This is a genomic window from Olleya sp. Ti.3.14 (assembly GCF_038154885.1).
Classification (GTDB): Bacteria; Bacteroidota; Bacteroidia; order Flavobacteriales; family Flavobacteriaceae; genus Olleya.
Genome location: NZ_JBAKAO010000012.1, coordinates 35,740 through 54,074, shown reverse-complemented (window position 1 = coordinate 54,074; position 18,335 = coordinate 35,740). Strand labels below are relative to the sequence as shown.

Below are 18,335 nucleotides of genomic sequence, written 5' to 3'. Positions count from 1 at the left end.
GATAAAACTATTTATTAAAATTAAAGTTTAACTCGCCATCCAAAAGGATCTTCAGTTTTATTAGTTTGTATATTTATAATACGTTGTTTTAATTGTGACGAAAATGATTGGTCTTGCTCTGGTATTTCAAAGTCTTCACCTCTAAAACCAAAACCAGAAATTGGCGAAATTACTGCAGCAGTTCCAGCACCAAACATTTCTTTTAAACTACCGTTTTTAGCAGCATCAACTAACTCGCTAACTTTTACTTTTCTTACCTCAGTTTTTATACCTTCAGCTTCAGCTAATTGTAGGATACTTTTTCTTGTAATTCCATCTAAAATCCTATCACTAACAGGAGAGGTTAGTAAAGTGTCGTTGATACGTATAAACACGTTCATTGCACCAGCTTCCTCGATATATTCATGTGTAGTATCATCTGTCCAAATAACCTGTTGGTATCCTTTAGCTTTTGCTAATTGTGTAGGATAAAATTGTCCAGCATAATTACCACCAGCTTTAGCAAAACCTACACCACCATTAGCACTACGTGAGTAAGTTTCTTCAATTAAAACATTTACTTTTCCAGAAAAATAAGCACCTGAAGGTGCAGTACAAATAATAAATTTATACTCATCAGCAGGAGAGGCATGAAAGCCTTTTCCTGAGGCAAAAATAAAAGGTCTAATATATAGTGAGCTACCTTCATTAGTAGGAATCCAGTCTTTTTCAACTTCTAAAAGCGCTTTTAAACCTTCAAGAAAATAATCTTCCGGAACTTCAGGAATTGATAAACGTTTAGCCGAAATATTTAAACGCTTTACGTTCTCTAAAGGTCTAAACATAAACACATCCTCAGTAGTATCCTTATAGGCTTTCATTCCTTCAAAAATAGACTGACCATAATGAAAAATTTTGGCAGATGGATCTAAAGTAATTGGGCTATATGGTACAATTTCTGGCAGTTGCCATTTACCATCTTTATAATCACAAGTTAGCATATGATCTGAAAAAACTTGTCCAAAAGCTAAATTGTTAAAATCAACAGTGCTTAGTTTTGAAGTTTCAGTTCTAGTAATTTTTATGTCTTTTTTGGTTAAAGTTGCCATATATTGTGGTTGAATTTCTGTTACAAAAATACAGAAATATATATTAGAAAGTATGCTATTACGCTTAAAATACTATCTTTGGATAACAAATTATAATAGAAATCACAATGAAAAATTATTTAATCTTATTTGCATTATTGTTAACAATAGTAGCTTGTAAAAATGAAACAAAACAAGACGACACAGTTAAAGACGAAGTAGTTACTGAAACGGTTGAAGTGAGTTACAAATCTTTTGGTAAAGAGATTAATGCTGATGACGCTGTTGCTTCTTCATCTATGCTTAGTCACTACGCAGACATGAAAGCAGGAGATAGTATCCCAACTAAAGTAAATTTAAAAGTTAAGGAAGTGTGTCAGGCTAAAGGTTGTTGGATGACAGCAGACTTAGGAGATGGTAATGATGTTATGGTAAAATTTAAAGACTATGGTTTTTTTATGCCAAAAAATATTGCAGAACAGGAGGTTATTGTCAATGGTTTGGCTTTTATTGAAGAAGTGTCAGTAGAGGAGCAACGTCATTATGCTGAAGATAAAGGTGCAGACAAAGCAGAAATTGAAGCTATTACTGAGCCAAAACGTACATTTTCATTTTTAGCTGATGGTGTATTATTAGTAGAAAAACAATAATATGAAACTTGTTTTTTGTTTTATAATTCTAGTCTTTTTTATATCATGTAAAGACAATGCTAATAAGGCTGTCAAAGCAGAGGTTATTTACGACATGTATGTACCTTCAGAAATGTCAGTTTTAATGAAAGAGCTGTATGCATTTAATCTTGAGCTTAAAAAACAGGTTGTAAAAGAAGAGGATTTAACCCCTTTTCCGGAGCAATTTTTGAATATTCATACTGCCCAATTATCAGACTTTAAAGCCAGAACCGAACGATTTAAAAGTTTTTCTAATATCTTTTTAACCGCTCAAAAGGAGATTTATAACACTAGTTCTGATTTAAGTTTAAAAGACAGGTTTAATAATACGATTAATACATGTATCTCTTGTCACAGTTTAGAATGTACAGGACCAATTCCTAAAATTAAAAAACTTTTAATCTCACAATAGGTTGAAACCAATAATCGAAATTACAAAAGATGGTTCTTCAACATTGTTGCACCCAAAATACAAAGCACATTACCATTCTACTTCTGGAGCAATAGAAGAGTCTGATTTTGTCTATCTTAAATCAGGATTGTTTTATTTTTTGTCTTCTTTAAAAAGTCAAGAAGTAACACAATCCTGTTCTATTTTAGAGCTGGGTTTTGGATCTGGACTTAACGCCTTTAATACGCTAGTTAAAACAGAAACACTACCACTAACCATTAATTATGTTGGTGTAGAGACGTTTCCGGTTACTATGGATATAATTAAACAATTAAATTTTCCAGAAGAATTATTGGTTCCAGAACAGCAAAACATATTTAATACAATGCATGAGGTCTCTTGGGACATACCACATAAAATAACACCAAGATTTACACTAGAAAAAAGAAAACAAGACATCTTTAATTTAAAAGCTGTTAATCAATTTGATGTTATTTATTTTGATGCTTTTGGACCAACCGAACAACCTGAATTGTGGACAGCTTCTATTTTTAAAATTATGTTTGAAGCACTTAAGCCCAATGGTGTTTTAATGACCTATTGCGCTCAAGGTGCTGCAAGACGTGCTATGCAAAGCGTAGGTTTTAAGGTAGACCGTCTTCCTGGTCCACCAAGTAAACGACATATATTAAGAGCTGTAAAAGAAGCCTAATTAACTAGTATAATTTATATCATTTTACTAAACGTTAAAGCTTACTTAAAGCAATTACAATTAGTCAGACTTATTCGTATTTTTATATAAAAAAGAATGCGCATATTAATTACAGGAGCAACAGGTTTAATTGGTAGCGAAATTGTAAAACAATGTCGTTTAAATAATATTGCTGTTAATTACCTTACTACAAGTAAATCCAAATTAGAAACAGACCCAAATTATAAAGGGTTTTATTGGAATCCTTCAAAAAATGAAATAGATACAGCATGTTTAAATGAGGTTGATGCTATCATACATTTGGTAGGAGCTAGTATTTCAAAACGCTGGACAGCGTCTTATAAAAAAACAATTATGTTAAGTCGTGTCCAAACATCACAATTACTTTTTGATACGCTTAAAAATCATCCTAATCAGGTTAAACAAATTGTGTCTGCTAGCGCAATTGGTATTTATCCAAGTTCATTAACTAATTACTATTCAGAAGATTTTGACACAGTAAGTTCTTCGTTTTTAGGTCAAGTGGTAGAACAGTGGGAGCAGGTTGTAGATGCCTTTTCTACTTTAAATATTATGGTGTCTAAAGTTAGAATAGGATTGGTACTTTCTGCAAAAGGTGGTGCGCTTCCTGAAATGGCTAAACCAATTAAATTTGGAGCAGGAGCAGCTTTTGGATCTGGTAAACAGTGGCAATCATGGATACATATTACGGACTTGGCTAATCTGTTTTTACATGTACTAGAAAACAAATTAGAAGGTGTATATAATGGTGTAGCACCAAATCCAGAAACTAACAAACAATTAACAAAATCTATAGCACAACAGTTAAAAAGACCTTTGTTTTTACCTAACATTCCAGAGTCTTTAATGAAACTAATTTTGGGCGAAATGCATATTTTGTTATTTGAAAGTCAACGTGTAAGTTCTCAAAAAGTTGAAGAAACAGGTTTTAATTTTATACATTATAATCTTCAAAGCGCCTTACAGGAGGAGTATTAGGAGGATTTGTTTACAATAGTTTGTATTCTGTTTTTATGAGATTAACGAACTACTATTATTTGATTATTTTTCTTCTAGTCTTTATTATTTTATACCTAAGATCATCATAGAACAAACTTATTAGTAAAATGACAGCACCTATAATCAAGGTATTCAACTTTAGGTTTACTTTAGAGTAAAAGAATCCACCAATAAGTCCACCAGCAAAAAAGAATAAAATGATATAAATACGAAGTTTAATATTTGCTTTTAGTTTTGCTCTTATGGTGTCAAATTTTGGAAAAAACAATAGAGAAAGATCAATACCTAGATCGGTAAAAAGACCAGTAAGATGTGTGGTCCTAACAACTGCATTTGAAATTTTAGTTACAAAAGAGTTTTGAAGCCCCATTGCAAAAAGAAGCAAGCAAACAATAATGTTGGGAGAAGTGATAATTATAAAATTACTTAAACAGCCAATAGATATTAAGATAAAACATTCAATAAGTGTGGGTAAAACGTAAACATTTAGCTGTTTGTTTTCTTTAAAAAATTCAATTAAAAAACTAGAGGTAAAGGATCCTAATAAAAATGAGAATATATACAGAAAATAGATCGTTCCTTTCCAAACGTCAAAATTAGCAACGTCCGTTATAAATAGTGCAAAATGACCTGTTACATTAGTTGTTAATTGTTTGAAAGCTAAAAAGCCTACAACATTAACAATTCCGGCAACAAAGGATAATACCGTAGCAATTCGCAGATTATGTTTTAAGTTTCTGCTTTTGCCTTGATGTCTAAACATTCTTTTTTGTTTTAGTTACTATAAGTGATAAGTAATTACTGTAACGTCCATTTAAAAGCTTTGTCTTTAGTTGCTCTAAAAATGGTGTTGTGCTGTTCATTAGGGGCATCAGAGTATTGCCAAATTAAGTTTTCTGGCGCCTCTGCTTTTAATAGTTTGTCTAATTTGTTTGTCGCAATGGATATGTCTTTAGTGTCAGATCCTGCAAACCAAAATTTAATTTCTTTATTGTTTAATGCAGCTAATTTATCCGATGCAGTTTTGACTAAGTGCATATCATTCCACCATAATGATGGATCCATAGCTATATAAAAATTAAAAGTATCTGGTTTTAGTAACATGGTTTCGACAACAAAAAGACCAGCTAGAGATTCGCCAACAATACCCTTTCTTTCATTTGTGCGGTAACGCGAATTGATTTCAGGAAATAACTCATCAGTAATAAATGCTCTAAAGTTTTTAGCACCATCCGTTAATGGACAATATTGTTCATCTTCTTTAACTTTAGAAAATCCTGATAAATCTCTTCTTCTGTCCGTATTTTCTATTCCAACAAGAATAATCGGAGAAATGCTTTTTGATTTTATAAGTTCTGCAAGTGTATTAGCAATATGCGAGAAATCTTCTTTAATTCCGCCGTCAGGCATATACAATACAGGGAAGGTAGTAGTAGATGTTTTATACTCGGGAGGTGTCCAAACAGTGATAACTCTAGTTTCGTTTACTGCTTTAGAAGCTATTGTAAACGTGTCGTGTTCTGGTATTGGATCTATGATTTGTGTGTTGTCTTTACATCCAAAAAACACTAAACATAATACTAAGTAGCAGCTGATTTTTTTCATAATAACGATTTGACTACAAGTTAAAACAAAAAATAAATCAAGATAAAATTATTGTCTTAAATTTTTAATTCTTTCCAGTAATGTAGGATGCGAATAATGCATAAAGACATAGGCTGGATGAGGCGTTAAATTGCTTAAACTATTTTTAGACAATTTTTTAAGCGACGTAATTAAAGGTTCAGACTTATAGGTGGTTTTAGCATAATTATCGGCTTGGTATTCAAACTTACGTGAAAACCAGTTCATTAATAATCCTGTAATTTCGGATAAAGGCGAATATAAAATACCAAACGCAATTAGTCCAATATGAAAACTTGGTGTTGCCACACCTAATGCTTCACTTAACATTGGGTTTCCTATTAAAAGCGATAAAATATATAAGGTAAACCCGGTTAATATTACAGAGGTTGTTAAGTTAAAAATAATATGTTTCTTTTTGTAATGACCAACTTCGTGTGCCAAGACAGCAACAATTTCATCTTCATTTAAGTCATTAACTAAAGTGTCATAAAGTGTGACACGTTTTTCGCTTCCAAAACCAGAAAAATAAGCGTTTGCTTTTGTGCTACGTTTTGAACCATCAATGATATAAATTTTATCTAAATTAAAACCTACAGTGTTGGCATAGTCAGAGATTGCAGTGCGCAAACTGCCATTTTCCAATGGACTTTGTTTATTAAATATTGGTACGATTAGTCTTGAATAAAATAGATTTACAAAGACCGTAAATACGGTTATTAGCATCCAAGCATATAACCAGAATTTTGAGCTTGTAGTTTGATAAAACCAAGTTAATGCACCTAATATTAAACCACCAATAAAAATGGTCATAAACCAACCTTTAATTTTGTCTAGGATAAAGGTTTTTCTTGTGTTTTTATTAAACCCAAACTGTTCTTCTATAACAAAGGTTTTGTAGTAAGAAAAGGGAGTGGTTAGTACATCACTACCTAACATAATTATTCCAAAGAAAATTAAAGTAATCAAAATAGAATGTTCTGTTAATTGTCTAGCTATTTGATCTACGTAAGCAAAACCATCAAAAAAGAAAAATCCTAATGTAAGTAGTAATGAAAACGTTGAGGTAAGCAACCCGAATTTATAGTTAGTAGCTTTATAACGTTGCGATTTTTTGTATTCTGCGTCATCATAAACATCTTGTAATTCTGATGGCAAAGCATCGTTATAATGTTTCGCGTTAAGCGCATCTAAAATGTTATCAATTAAAAAACTGATGGTTATAATAGCTATTAAAATATAAAACAAAGTAGTTGCTGTCATTAGATTATTTAAAATTACGCTGACGTTTAGCTTCAAAAATTAATATTCCAGCAGCAACAGACACATTCATGGAGTCTATGGCACCTTGCATAGGTATTTTTATATTTTGCTTAGATGCTTTTCGCCAAATATCACTTAAACCATCAGCTTCCGTACCAACTACAATAGCACTTCCTTTACTATAATCTTGCTCGTGATAATGCACAGCATCTTGTAAAATAGCACTGTAAATAGCAATATTATTTTGATTTAAAAAAGCGATAATATCTTCAGTTGTTCCTGTTGCAATTTGATTAGTAAAAATACAACCAATGCTGGAACGTACAATGTTTGGATTGTATAAGTCTGTTTTTGGATTTGCAATAATCACAGCGTCTACATTAGCAGCATCCGCAGTACGTAAAATAGCACCAATATTACCTGGTTTTTCAGGAGCTTCGGCAATTAAAATTAAAGGATTGTTATTATTAAAAACAATAGACTCTAATTGATGCGGTTTGCTTTTGGCAATAGCGATTATACCTTCCGTAGTTTCACGATAGGCTATTTTTTGGTAAACTTCTTTTGAGACTTCAATAATATCAATAGTCTTAGGTAAATCTTCAATTTTTGTAATGTCATAAATTTCGGGTAAGACTAAAATAGTTTGTATGGCATACTGTCCGTTTAAAGCCAGCTGAATTTCGCGTTCACCTTCTAAAACAAACGTATTTGTTTTTTTACGTTCACGGGATTTTTCTTTAAGTAAAACAATATGTTTTATTAGTGGATTTTGAGTGCTACTTATTTCTTTATTTGCCATTTTAAATGTTTAAAACCCTATTTATATTTCAACACAAATTTAAGCTAAATCTTGCAGTCTACAAGACTGATGCATTATCTAAAATTTATTTTGATATTTAGGTGTAAATACATAATAAATACGCTATAAAATAACAGATACTTTAAAAATTGAAGACTTATAAAAAATATCAAATTGCTACCTTTTTTTTGTAAAGAAATGTGATTAATTTCGACTTACTTAAGAATACTAAAAACCATTATTTAAATGAGAAAAATACTTTACACATTATCACTAGGTTTATTTTTGTTTTCATGTAAATCTGAAACAAAAACCGAAACTCAAACGATCACAAACCAAGAGGATAAATCTTTAACTGAAAAAGCAGTTAAAGAGACAAAAAAATATCCAGAAAACTTAGTAAAGGTATTTAATGCGCATGGAGGATTAGACCTATGGAAATCTATGAGGTCTTTAGAGTATACGCAAGAGAAGCCTGATGGAAAAGAAGTTACAACTACTGATTTATACAACAGAAAAGCATTGTTAGCATCTGAAAACTATGCGATTGGTTTTGATGGTCAAAAACCATGGTTATTAAATAAAACTGATAAAGAATATAAAGGATATGATCCTAAATTTGGCTATAACTTAATGTTTTATTTTTATACTATGCCTTTTATTTTGTCTGACGACGGAATTAAATTTTCTGAAGCAGAAGCACTTACTTTTGAAGGTGTAACTTATCCAGGAATTAAAATATCTTATGATAATGGTGTAGGAGCAACACCAGAAGATATTTACATACTATATTATAATGCTGAGACTTTTAAAATGGAATGGTTAGGTTACACAGTAAACTTTGTTCCGGGAATTGATACTAAAGAGTTGCATTTTAGACGTTATGGAGATTGGCAAGAAGTAAACGGTTTACTTTTACCAAATACAATTACAGGTTATGGTTTTAAAGATGATAAACCAACAACACCTAAAGCTCCCAATGTTTTTACAGACGTAAAGTTATCTACAACAGCACCAGATGCAGCAATGTTTGTTAAGCCAGAACAAGCTAATTTTGTAGACTAATTTAAGATATATATTATATTAAAAAGCTTCAGTGTAATACTGAGGCTTTTTTTTGTAAAGAATTTAATAATTTACGACTTAACTTGCTACTCATAAATAAAACATATTATAAATGAAACAATTACTGTACACCTTATTTTTAGGATTAATGCTTTTTTCTTGTAAAAGTGAAGTTAAAAAAGAAACCATATCTGAAACTGATTATACTAAAGAAACATTGGATGTAACGACTTCAATCTATCCAGAAAATATATCTAAAGTTTTTGAAGCTCATGGAGGTTTGGATAACTGGAACCAAATGCAATCTTTAGCTTTTACCATGACAAAGCCAACAGGTAAAGAAGTGACCACAGTTAATTTAAAATCTAGAGAATCTGTAATTACTACGCCAAATCACACGCTAGGTTTTGATGGTAAAGACGTTTGGTTGGATACTAAAAACAAAGAGGAGTATCAAGGTAACCCTAAGTTTTATTATAACTTGATGTTTTATTTTCATACAATGCCATTTGTGTTAGCTGATAATGGGATTAATTATGAAGTAGCTAAACCTTTAAGCTTTGAAGGAGTAGAATATCCAGGAATAAAAATCAGTTATGATAGTGGTGTAGGAGCATCGTCTGACGATGAGTATGTATTATATTATAATCCGACTTCATTTAAAATGGAATGGTTAGCTTACACTGTTACATTTAATAGTAAAGCTAAAAGCGAACAATGGTCGTTTATCAAATACAGTAATTGGCATACTATTGAAGGCTTAGTATTACCAGAGACTTTAACATGGTATCTTGTTGAAGATAATTTACCTGTTAAAAAACGAAACGATTTACAGTTTACGAATGTTACTTTATCTAAGCAATCATTAGCTGCAAGTACATTTGCAAAGCCAGAAACTGCTGTTGTAGTGGAGTAGTATTTAAAATTATATAAAATAAAAAAGGCGACCCAAAGGGTCGCCTTTTTTAATGTTTAATGTTTGGTATATTAATGAGTCTAGGATTCGGAAAATTACCAGTATACAATATACGCTCTAGTTGTAAATCTAAATTGGGCTGATTAGCTATTTTTATATTGTTAAAAGATTTTCCAATGTTATCTGGAACTATAAACAGTTGACCTTGTCTAATATCATCCATATAACTAATAACATAGGTGTTACCTACTATACTTTTAGTAATAGCGTCTAACTTATTATAAACAGTATTAAAATAATCGGCATTTATATTTAATGCTAGTACAGGTTCTAGTTTGTTTTGACCTAGACAAAATACACTAACAAAAGTAAATGATACTATTAATAACTGTTTCATACTGGTTTTTTTATAGATTAAAATAAAAGATGTTATGACTTAGTAGTTGTTTTGGGTGTTGATTTTAGATGGTCAATGAAAGCTACTCGAAAAATAATAAAATTGTTTTTTTTTTTTTTTTTGAGTAGCTTTCTAATTGTCTTTAAGGATATAATCCAAATTACTGTTGTTTATACTTTTTAGAATAACGCTTGTACAATTCTGTTTGGTGTGTTTCTAAACTGATGTTACGACCTTGGATAAAGGCTTGGTCCAATTTATTTGTTCTCATATCCAAAGCATCACCTTGGCTAATAAATAATGTAGCATCTTTTCCAACCTCTAATGAGCCTACTTTATCATCAACTCCCAATATTTTTGCTGTGTTTAATGTAATTAAACTTAAAGCCTGTGCTTTAGATAAGCCATAGGCAACAGTAGTTCCTGCTAAAAAAGGTAAGTTTCTAGTGTTCATACGTTCCATATCTCCTGCATTTTCTAATCCAACTAAAATACCAGCATTTACTAATTGCGATGCTAATTTGTATGGTAAGTCATAATCATGATCATCTCCATTTGGTCTAGAGTGCGTACGTTGTACTAATACAGGTATGTTGTTTTGTTTTAATAAATCAACAACATTATTTGCTTCATATCCACCAACAATAACTAAGTGTTTTATGTTTTCTGCTTTAGCAAAATTAATAGCGTCTGTAATTCCTTTCTCGTTATCGACATGTACAAAAAGCTTTTTGCTACCATCCATTAACCCTTCTAAAGCTTCAAAAGGTAAATCTTTTGGAGATGTTTTATTAGCATTATAGGCTTTACTTTGGGCAAAGTAATTGGTTAGCTCTTCTATCTCTTTTGCGTAATTTTTGTTTTCTTTTAAAACATTTGGTTCTCCTAACCACCAGCGACCTCTAGAGTAGGTACTTGGCCAATTTAAATGTATACCATCATCAGTTTTAATAGCTGCGTCTTCCCAGTTCCAAGCATCTAATTGTACAACACTTGATGTTCCAGAAATACGTCCACCACGAGGTGTAATTTGAGCCATTAAAACACCATTTGGTCGCATAGATTCTACTACTTTAGATTCGGTATTATAAGCAATAAGACTACGTATATGTGGATTCATAGCACCAACTTCGTCATCGTCGTTGGTAGCACGTACAGCGTCAACTTCAACTAAACCTAAAGTTGAGTTTGGTGCAATAAAACCAGGATACACATGCTTACCTTTAGCATCAATAATGGTTCCTTTTCTTGCAATTTTTGTATTGGCGCTACCAACAAAGGTTAGTGTACCGTTTTCAAACATTATTAAAGCATTTTCAATAACGTCACCATTTCCTAAATGTGCAGTTGCACCTTCAATAGTAATGGCTGTGGTTTGTTTATCTCCAGGCGTTTGTTGGGCAAAACTAATTACCGAAACACATAACGTTAGGATTAATATTTTAAATTTTCTCATGATTTATTATCGTTTTATTTCCGCTTAAGCGAAAAATTTATGAGTGTATATTTTATATTTTACTTTAGGTATTGACTAGTGTTGGTGGTCAATAGAATCACAATGTAATAGCTCTTTTTCTTTTTTCTCAATAGGTTTTGTTTTTAAACCTTTGTTTTTAGCTTGAAGCATTAGCATTGTTAGTTCATTTTTCTCTTTTTTGATAGTCTCTCTTAGTTTAGCATCACGCTCTAAATCAAAATAAACTTTTCCTTCAATGATTGTTTTTTCCGCTTTAGCGTAAATAGATAATGGATTATCGCTCCATAGCACAACATCTGCATCTTTACCCACTTTAATACTACCAACACGATCATCGATATGTAATAATTTAGCAGGATTAAGCGTTACAAATTTCCAAGCGTCTTCCTCGCTAATATCTCCATATTTAACAGATTTTGCTGCTTCTTGGTTTAAACGTCTAGACATCTCTGCATCATCACTATTTATGGCTACTAAAACACCAGCGTTATGCATGATTGGCGCGTTAAAAGGGATGGCATCATTAACCTCGTACTTGTAAGCCCACCAGTCAGAGAAAGTTGATCCTCCAACACCATGTTCTACCATTTTGTCTGCTACTTTGTATCCTTCTAAAATATGTGTGAAAGTGTTGATTCTGAAGTTGAATTTTTCGGCAACCTTCATTAGCATATTAATCTCACTTTGCACGTAAGAGTGACAAGAGACAAAACGTTCTTTATTTAAAATTTCGGCAATAGTTTCTAACTCTAAATCTTTACGGTAAGGTTTACCACTTTTCTTTAGAGCATCATACTCTTGCGCACGTTGGAAGTAATCAGTAAACACTTGCTCAACACCCATTCTGGTTTGCGGAAAACGCGTTTTAGCATTGTCTCCCCAATTGGCTTGTTTTACATTTTCTCCTAAAGCAAATTTGATGAATTTAGGGCTGTTTTGGTAGACTAGATTATCGGCTTTTTCTCCCCATTTTAATTTAATAATAGCCGATCGTCCTCCAATTGGATTGGCAGATCCATGTAATATTTGGATACTAGTAACACCACCAGCAAGGTTACGGTAAATGTCTACATCTTCAGCATCTAAAACATCTTCAATAGTTACTTCGGCAGTACTGTTGTGTCCTGCTTCGTTAACACTTTCTGTTGCAATGTGCGAGTGCTCGTCAATAATCCCTGACGTTAAATGTTTGTTTGTTCCGTCAATAACAGTTGCATTACCAGCACTTAAATTAGTACCGATTTTGGCAATCTTTCCGTTTTTAATTAAAACGTCTGTATTTTTAATAATACCATCTTTCTCATTAGTCCAAACCGTTACGTTTTTAAACAATAACGTTTCTTGTTGAGGTAGGCTTTCCATACCATACGCCATATTTGGATACGTTACAGGATATATAGTTGGTGTTTTATCGTCTTTGTCCTCGCTGTCTTTTTTGTCTTCCTTTTTAGCATCTTTTGCCTGTTTAGTTGCAAAAAATGTCCCTTCGTTACCATTAGGATAAAATAATTTACCGCTTAATGTTTTAGGGTTGGTAACATTAGTGACTACTCTTATAAAGTCCTTTTTAGTGCTATCTGCAGCAGCAAACGTTAATTGCATCCAATTATCACTAAAGCTTATTTTTGAACCATATTCTTTAGTTTCGGTTTTAACCTTAGATTTTAGTTTTTCAATTTCGCCAGAAATTTCTAACTCGTAATCCGTATTATCAAAATTAAAGGTATAACTACCACGTAGATCTGTAGTATTCATCGCTACTAATTCGTCTTTGATACCTGTCACCCAGTTTTCGTAAATGGTTGTTTCTTTATCAAAAACATCACCAGAAGTAATTAAAAAGTTAGCATAAGCACCTGATTTTAAATGTCCAAGCTCAGTTGATTTACCAATAATTCCGGCAGGCACAGTTGTTAAAGCTTCTAAAGCTTTTGTTTTATCTAAACCATATTCAATAGCCTTTAAAATATTAGGCATTAATGATTTAGCCTCTTTTAATTTATGTGTGGTTAATGTAAACTGAATATTGTTTTCGGCTAAAATTTTAGGATTAGCAGGACTTTGGTTCCATGCTTTTAAATCTTCAAGACTAACAGATTGTGCCAATAGTGGATCTTCCATATCATATGCGTCCGGAAAGTCTAAAGGTAAAATAAATTTAGCATTGGTGTTTTTAATGTCATTAATAAGCTCATACTCATCACCACCTCCAACAAATACATATTGGATACCAAATTGGTCACCTAGTTTGTCAAAACGTAACGCATTTATTTTTTTGCCAGCATCAAAAAACTGAACCAGATTTTTGTTAGCAATGTAAGCTTCTAAAGCACGATCTCTTTCTTTAATATTTCCTTTAGCATACCAATCTGCATCATGGTTTACTTGTCGTAATAACGCCATAGTACCCATTAATGATGTTGGATAAGCCTGTCTAGAGGTTTTGCTTTTTGATGTTCCAGAAAATTGTCCAACTTTGTCATCCAATAATCTAGTAGCATCACTACCAGAATCAGCTAGTGTTACTAAAACACCAGTACCTTGGATTATACCATCATCAATATGCGAGGTTACAACACCAAAACCAGCTTTACGTAATTCTTCAGCTTTTTTGCTATCAAATTCAAAATGGTCTATTGCATTTTGGTCAGGTCTAATATGGTCATTCCAATAAAAACCTTCGCGACTAGCGTCATATTGCGGACTTCTGTTATTACCAGAAGCGCTACTAGGTGTTTTTACACCAAAATCTGTATAAATATCTATAAAGGATGGGTAAATAGATTTTCCTGTTACATCAATAACAACAGCGTTTTTTGGGATAGTAACAGCAGCTCCAGAAGAGACAACTTTACCATCTTTAATAAGTAAGGTTCCGTTTTCAATAACTTGATTAGGAGTGACGTAAATTTTAGCGTTTGTTAATGCTGTGTAATTAGACGTGTTGGTTTTTACACCATCGTTTTTAGGAACATACTCTTGCGCAAAAGAAAAATAACTGCACAACAGCAGGCTTAATGCTGCCCATTTTTTAATCATTGGTTGATAGTTTAAGGTTGATAAACACTAAAGATACGCATTAGCCAATATGCCAAACAACACCCAATTAGGATTTTAACGTTTTTATAAGATTTTATTTTCTAAATAATTAACCAATAAAGCCACCACATAGCTATAGCTATCCATACCTTTGGCTTGGTTGTTAGCTTTTAGGTAAGACGTGTAAGTAGATCTAAAAATTGGTTCCAACGGGTTTTTGTAATCATTCCAAAAATCTCTAACCTCTTGATAGTTTTTTAAAATCCCTTTATTAATAGTTGGTAATAATTGGTAGTATATATCAGGGTCACGTCTAAAAATTTCACCAAGACAATGCCTTAAACCAAAGGTGTATCCCGAATATTTAAAGTATATATTATCATTGCTAATGGTAGCTAAAAAGCCAATAAAATTAGCCTCGTTTTCTTTAGCGTAACCTAATTGGTGTGCCACTTCATGCGCAGCAGTGGTCGGGAATTTGTACACAGGTATCATATAATCCACCTGTGCTTCGCTAGTTAACGGATTAAGATAACCACTAAAACCCATGTACGTTAATGGGACACTAAATAACGATTTTTTTAAACTTTTAGGATGGTATTCCAAATGCGGAAAATCCGTTTTTAAAGCCTCATAACTTTTAGGCGTTAATGCTAGAATTTCGGATTTAGTAAACGGTAAATCGACCCTCAAACTATCATTTTTAGTAATCTTTAGATGTATGGAATTTGATTTTTCAATCAAGTTTTTAGTCACAGTAACTAATTGCTCAGTGGTGTAATCATCCTCTAAATTTAAATTTTTATGCAAAGGATTTCGGTAATAATTAAAACCCCAAAATAAATGAAACGCTATAAAAATAATACTAACAGCAGCAAACACATCAATTAGCCAATGGACAGTATCTTTCCAGATGCGTTTGATATTTAAAATTAGCCAACGGAGAATAAAAATAATACTAAAAGCATATAAAAAATCGCCAAAACTAAAAGGTAACCAACCTAAAGTATACCTAAATAATTTAGAAATAAAAGGATATAAACCATTACTATACACAACCTCGATTGTGTCCGGAAATTTAGCCACAACTTTCACCAATACATACATAGGTATAATCAGTAGGGCAATCCACAGTTTTTTATTTTTTAGCATGACTCAAAAATAATTAAAAATTAGGACCAATCACTTAGGTTTATTTAAAAGGTTTCTACCTGCTGTCCGTTATATCTTTTTTTGCAAAAAAGGATGCCACTACCATCAGGAGTAGCGACTAATGTTATTTCTAACTTAAAAAGGTTTCTAAATGCATCTGCAATTTGTACTTTTGTATTTCAATAAAAAAGATACAAATGAGTCAAGACGTTAGAGCTTTAGAGCCAAAAGCATTATGGAATAAATTCGCAGATTTAAACGCAGTACCAAGACCTTCAAAAAAGGAGGAACGTGTGATTAAATTTATGAAAGACTTTGGTACCAATTTAGGTTTAGAAGTTATAGAAGATGAGGTTGGAAATGTGATTATCAAAAAACCAGCAACTGCAGGTATGGAAGATCGTGTGACTATTGTCATGCAATCGCATTTAGATATGGTACACCAAAAAAATGCAGATACCGATTTTGATTTTGACACACAAGGGATCCAAATGGTAGTGGAAGGTGACTGGGTAAAAGCAAAAGGAACAACTCTTGGTGCAGATAACGGTTTAGGAGTAGCTACAATTATGGCACTTCTTGAAAGTACAGATATACCACATCCAGCAATTGAAGCGTTATTTACTATTGACGAAGAAACTGGTATGACAGGAGCAATGGGATTAAAAGGTGGTTTATTAACTGGCGGAATCTTATTAAACCTAGATACGGAAGAAGATGACGAGATTGGTGTTGGTTGTGCAGGAGGTATTGATGTGACTGCAACTAGAACTTACGAGCAAGAAGAAACTCCAGAATTTAAAATTGGATTTGAAGTAAAAGTAAAAGGCTTACAAGGTGGACACTCAGGTATGCAAATACACGAAGGTTTAGGTAACGCTAATAAATTAATGAACCGTTTATTATTTGATGGTTTTGAAAACTTTGGTTTACGTATCTCAGAAATTGATGGTGGAAGTTTACGTAACGCTATACCAAGAGAAAGTAGAGCATTAGTTGCTATAGATGCAATACATGAAGCTGCTTTTATTAACGAAATGGAAGAGTTAGGTAACACTATTAAAACCGAACTTAAAACGATGGAGCCTGATTTGGTGATTGAAGTATCTAAAATAGAAACTCCAGAATTAATTATGGACCTTGGTGTACAAGAAGGATTAACACGTGCTATATATGCAGCAGTAAATGGTGTGTATCGTATGAGTGCTGATATACCTGAATTGGTAGAAACATCTAATAACATTGCACGAGTAATTGTTAAGGACGGTCACGTAAAAATAGGGTGTTTAACACGTAGCTCTGTAGAAAGTAGTAAAATGGACTTAGCAAATACGCTACGTGCTGCTTTTGAGCTTACAGGTTGTGAGGTTGAGCTTTCGGGAGATTATCCAGGATGGACACCAAACATGGATAGCGCTATATTAAAAGTGTTAGATAATTTATACCAAAAATTAAATGGCGAAAAAGCACATATTGCGGCTTGTCACGCTGGTTTAGAATGTGGTATTTTGGGTCAGAATTATCCAGATATGGAAATGATTAGTTTTGGACCAAATATTAAAGGTGCACATAGTCCTGATGAGCGTGCGCAAATATCGTCTGCTCAAAAATACTGGAACTTTGTATTAGAGATTTTAAAAGAGATTCCTAAAAAGTAATCGTTTTAAATAGTATTATATAAAATAGAAAAAGCACAATCTTAGATTGTGCTTTTTTATGTGATTTATTAATGTTCGTTTAACGGTTTTGTATATGATACGTTGCGTGTGTAAGCAACTAATTTAGCAAATAAAAACCGAATAGAATATTCCGCAGGAATATTCGTAAGTAGTCTAGAACTAGCAATGGATTATATACTTTGTTGTGCTTTCGTTATTTGTTTAACTCTTCGTTGATTAATTCAGATAATACTTTTGTGGATTCTAGTAAATATTGCATATCCTTTAATAAGTTTTTATCTGTAAAATCTCTAAATTGAAAAGTTCCATTTATGATGTTAATTGCTGAAATTATATCTTCCTCCCTAATTAATTGATTCAATAGTTTGGGATTTATATTTAAAATATAATTTATAGGTCCAAGACCAATTGCTTTTTGACCATCCTTTAAGTGAACGTCATTATTCCCAGATATAGTTTTAATAATTCCGTTTTGAGTAGTTCTCAAATTTAGTAGAGCATTCCTAATTTCATCTGGCATTAATTTAATGTCTCCCGTAGATATTAAAGATTCTATTGTGTTTGTATTGAAAGTATAATAACCAAATTCCCAATCAAGTGTACCAATAAGAGGTATCACATCATTGATACTTTCAGCTTCAGGTAATTTTTCTAAATACTTTTGATATTTCGAAAGACTCGAATCAAGATATATAATATTTCTGTTAATATAAATAGTGTCCTTCGCTAAATCTTGTACAACCTGCTTATAGTAATTATTGCGAATTTTTGAGCTTTTTCTATTTTCATTCCAATTATTAATCTGTAACGCAATTAAAATTCCAATAACAACAAGTATAATTTCACCAAGAGCATATTTCAAATACTTTCCAGCTTTACCTTCTGAAAGCAAATTTTGTCGAATTTTTCTAAAGAATTTTATCATTGGTTACTTGTTTGTCATAATGAAGCACAAAGTATAGCGAATATGATTCCGTTTCAATGAATTATATTCGAAGTTAAACGAAGTTAGTTGAAAAAAAGGACAAAGTCAAATTTGCAATTAATGTAGTATCAGAGTA

The 18,335-nt window shown here is 32.2% G+C and carries 17 protein-coding genes; 7 read left to right on the top strand and 10 right to left on the bottom strand.

Translation table 11 applies throughout. The annotated features are described in order from the left end of the window. Positions 1 to 20: 20 nt before the first annotated feature. Complete coding sequence (locus V6251_RS14070; RefSeq protein ID WP_341588823.1) at positions 21 to 1,088, bottom strand: branched-chain amino acid aminotransferase; 1,068 nt, start codon at positions 1,086 to 1,088, stop codon at positions 21 to 23. A 107-nt stretch (positions 1,089 to 1,195) separates the two neighbouring features. Between V6251_RS14070 and V6251_RS14065 the strand changes: the two genes are divergently transcribed. From V6251_RS14065 to V6251_RS14050, 4 genes are all read left to right on the top strand, one after another. Then, on the top strand, positions 1,196 to 1,717 hold the full coding sequence (locus tag V6251_RS14065) for a DUF4920 domain-containing protein (protein ID WP_341588822.1): 522 nt from the start codon (positions 1,196 to 1,198) through the stop codon (positions 1,715 to 1,717). Between the two features lies 1 nt (position 1,718). Then, positions 1,719 to 2,150: a hypothetical protein gene (locus V6251_RS14060; protein ID WP_341588821.1), complete on the top strand. Its 432-nt coding sequence runs from the start codon at positions 1,719 to 1,721 to the stop codon at positions 2,148 to 2,150. Position 2,151: 1 nt separating this feature from the next. Then, complete coding sequence (gene mnmD / locus V6251_RS14055) at positions 2,152 to 2,841, top strand: tRNA (5-methylaminomethyl-2-thiouridine)(34)-methyltransferase MnmD (protein ID WP_341588820.1); 690 nt, start codon at positions 2,152 to 2,154, stop codon at positions 2,839 to 2,841. A gap of 96 nt (positions 2,842 to 2,937) precedes the next feature. After that, positions 2,938 to 3,840 (top strand): TIGR01777 family oxidoreductase, encoded by a 903-nt coding sequence (locus V6251_RS14050; RefSeq protein WP_341588819.1) that lies wholly within the window; start codon positions 2,938 to 2,940, stop codon positions 3,838 to 3,840. Positions 3,841 to 3,895: 55 nt separating this feature from the next. Here V6251_RS14050 and V6251_RS14045 read toward each other — a convergent pair whose 3' ends face one another. Genes V6251_RS14045 through V6251_RS14030 form a run of 4 tightly spaced genes read right to left on the bottom strand, consistent with a single transcriptional unit; the run spans position 3,896 to position 7,549 of the window. Then, positions 3,896 to 4,624, bottom strand: a complete 729-nt coding sequence (locus V6251_RS14045) for a YoaK family protein (protein WP_341588818.1) — start codon at positions 4,622 to 4,624, stop codon at positions 3,896 to 3,898. A gap of 35 nt (positions 4,625 to 4,659) precedes the next feature. Beyond that, positions 4,660 to 5,466: an alpha/beta hydrolase gene (locus tag V6251_RS14040; RefSeq protein ID WP_341588817.1), complete on the bottom strand. Its 807-nt coding sequence runs from the start codon at positions 5,464 to 5,466 to the stop codon at positions 4,660 to 4,662. A gap of 48 nt (positions 5,467 to 5,514) precedes the next feature. Next, positions 5,515 to 6,747: a M48 family metallopeptidase gene (locus tag V6251_RS14035; RefSeq protein ID WP_341588816.1), complete on the bottom strand. Its 1,233-nt coding sequence runs from the start codon at positions 6,745 to 6,747 to the stop codon at positions 5,515 to 5,517. Between the two features lie 4 nt (positions 6,748 to 6,751). After that, positions 6,752 to 7,549, bottom strand: a complete 798-nt coding sequence (locus tag V6251_RS14030) for a TrmH family RNA methyltransferase (RefSeq protein WP_341588815.1) — start codon at positions 7,547 to 7,549, stop codon at positions 6,752 to 6,754. 246 nt (positions 7,550 to 7,795) lie between these two features. Between V6251_RS14030 and V6251_RS14025 the strand changes: the two genes are divergently transcribed. Next, the gene (locus V6251_RS14025) at positions 7,796 to 8,614 is read left to right on the top strand and encodes a DUF6503 family protein (RefSeq protein ID WP_341588814.1); all 819 of its coding nucleotides are present in this window, start codon (positions 7,796 to 7,798) and stop codon (positions 8,612 to 8,614) included. Between the two features lie 112 nt (positions 8,615 to 8,726). Next, on the top strand, positions 8,727 to 9,530 hold the full coding sequence (locus V6251_RS14020) for a DUF6503 family protein (protein WP_341588813.1): 804 nt from the start codon (positions 8,727 to 8,729) through the stop codon (positions 9,528 to 9,530). A gap of 49 nt (positions 9,531 to 9,579) precedes the next feature. Here V6251_RS14020 and V6251_RS14015 read toward each other — a convergent pair whose 3' ends face one another. The 4 genes from V6251_RS14015 to V6251_RS14000 form a co-directional block, all read right to left on the bottom strand. Continuing rightward, positions 9,580 to 9,927 carry a hypothetical protein gene (locus V6251_RS14015; protein ID WP_341588812.1) on the bottom strand — a complete coding sequence of 116 codons (348 nt, stop codon included), beginning with the start codon at positions 9,925 to 9,927 and terminating at the stop codon, positions 9,580 to 9,582. A 160-nt stretch (positions 9,928 to 10,087) separates the two neighbouring features. After that, positions 10,088 to 11,383, bottom strand: coding sequence for an amidohydrolase family protein (locus V6251_RS14010; protein ID WP_341588811.1), 1,296 nt, complete (start codon positions 11,381 to 11,383; stop codon positions 10,088 to 10,090). 75 nt (positions 11,384 to 11,458) lie between these two features. After that, positions 11,459 to 14,443 (bottom strand): amidohydrolase family protein, encoded by a 2,985-nt coding sequence (locus V6251_RS14005; RefSeq protein ID WP_341588810.1) that lies wholly within the window; start codon positions 14,441 to 14,443, stop codon positions 11,459 to 11,461. 84 nt (positions 14,444 to 14,527) lie between these two features. Beyond that, positions 14,528 to 15,595 (bottom strand): DUF3810 domain-containing protein, encoded by a 1,068-nt coding sequence (locus V6251_RS14000; RefSeq protein ID WP_341588809.1) that lies wholly within the window; start codon positions 15,593 to 15,595, stop codon positions 14,528 to 14,530. A 197-nt stretch (positions 15,596 to 15,792) separates the two neighbouring features. Between V6251_RS14000 and V6251_RS13995 the strand changes: the two genes are divergently transcribed. After that, positions 15,793 to 17,253, top strand: coding sequence for an aminoacyl-histidine dipeptidase (locus V6251_RS13995; protein WP_341588808.1), 1,461 nt, complete (start codon positions 15,793 to 15,795; stop codon positions 17,251 to 17,253). 214 nt (positions 17,254 to 17,467) lie between these two features. On the opposite strand, the gene V6251_RS13990 is transcribed toward V6251_RS13995, so the two are convergent. Next, complete coding sequence (locus tag V6251_RS13990) at positions 17,468 to 18,199, bottom strand: DUF6090 family protein (RefSeq protein WP_341588807.1); 732 nt, start codon at positions 18,197 to 18,199, stop codon at positions 17,468 to 17,470. Positions 18,200 to 18,335: the final 136 nt, after the last annotated feature.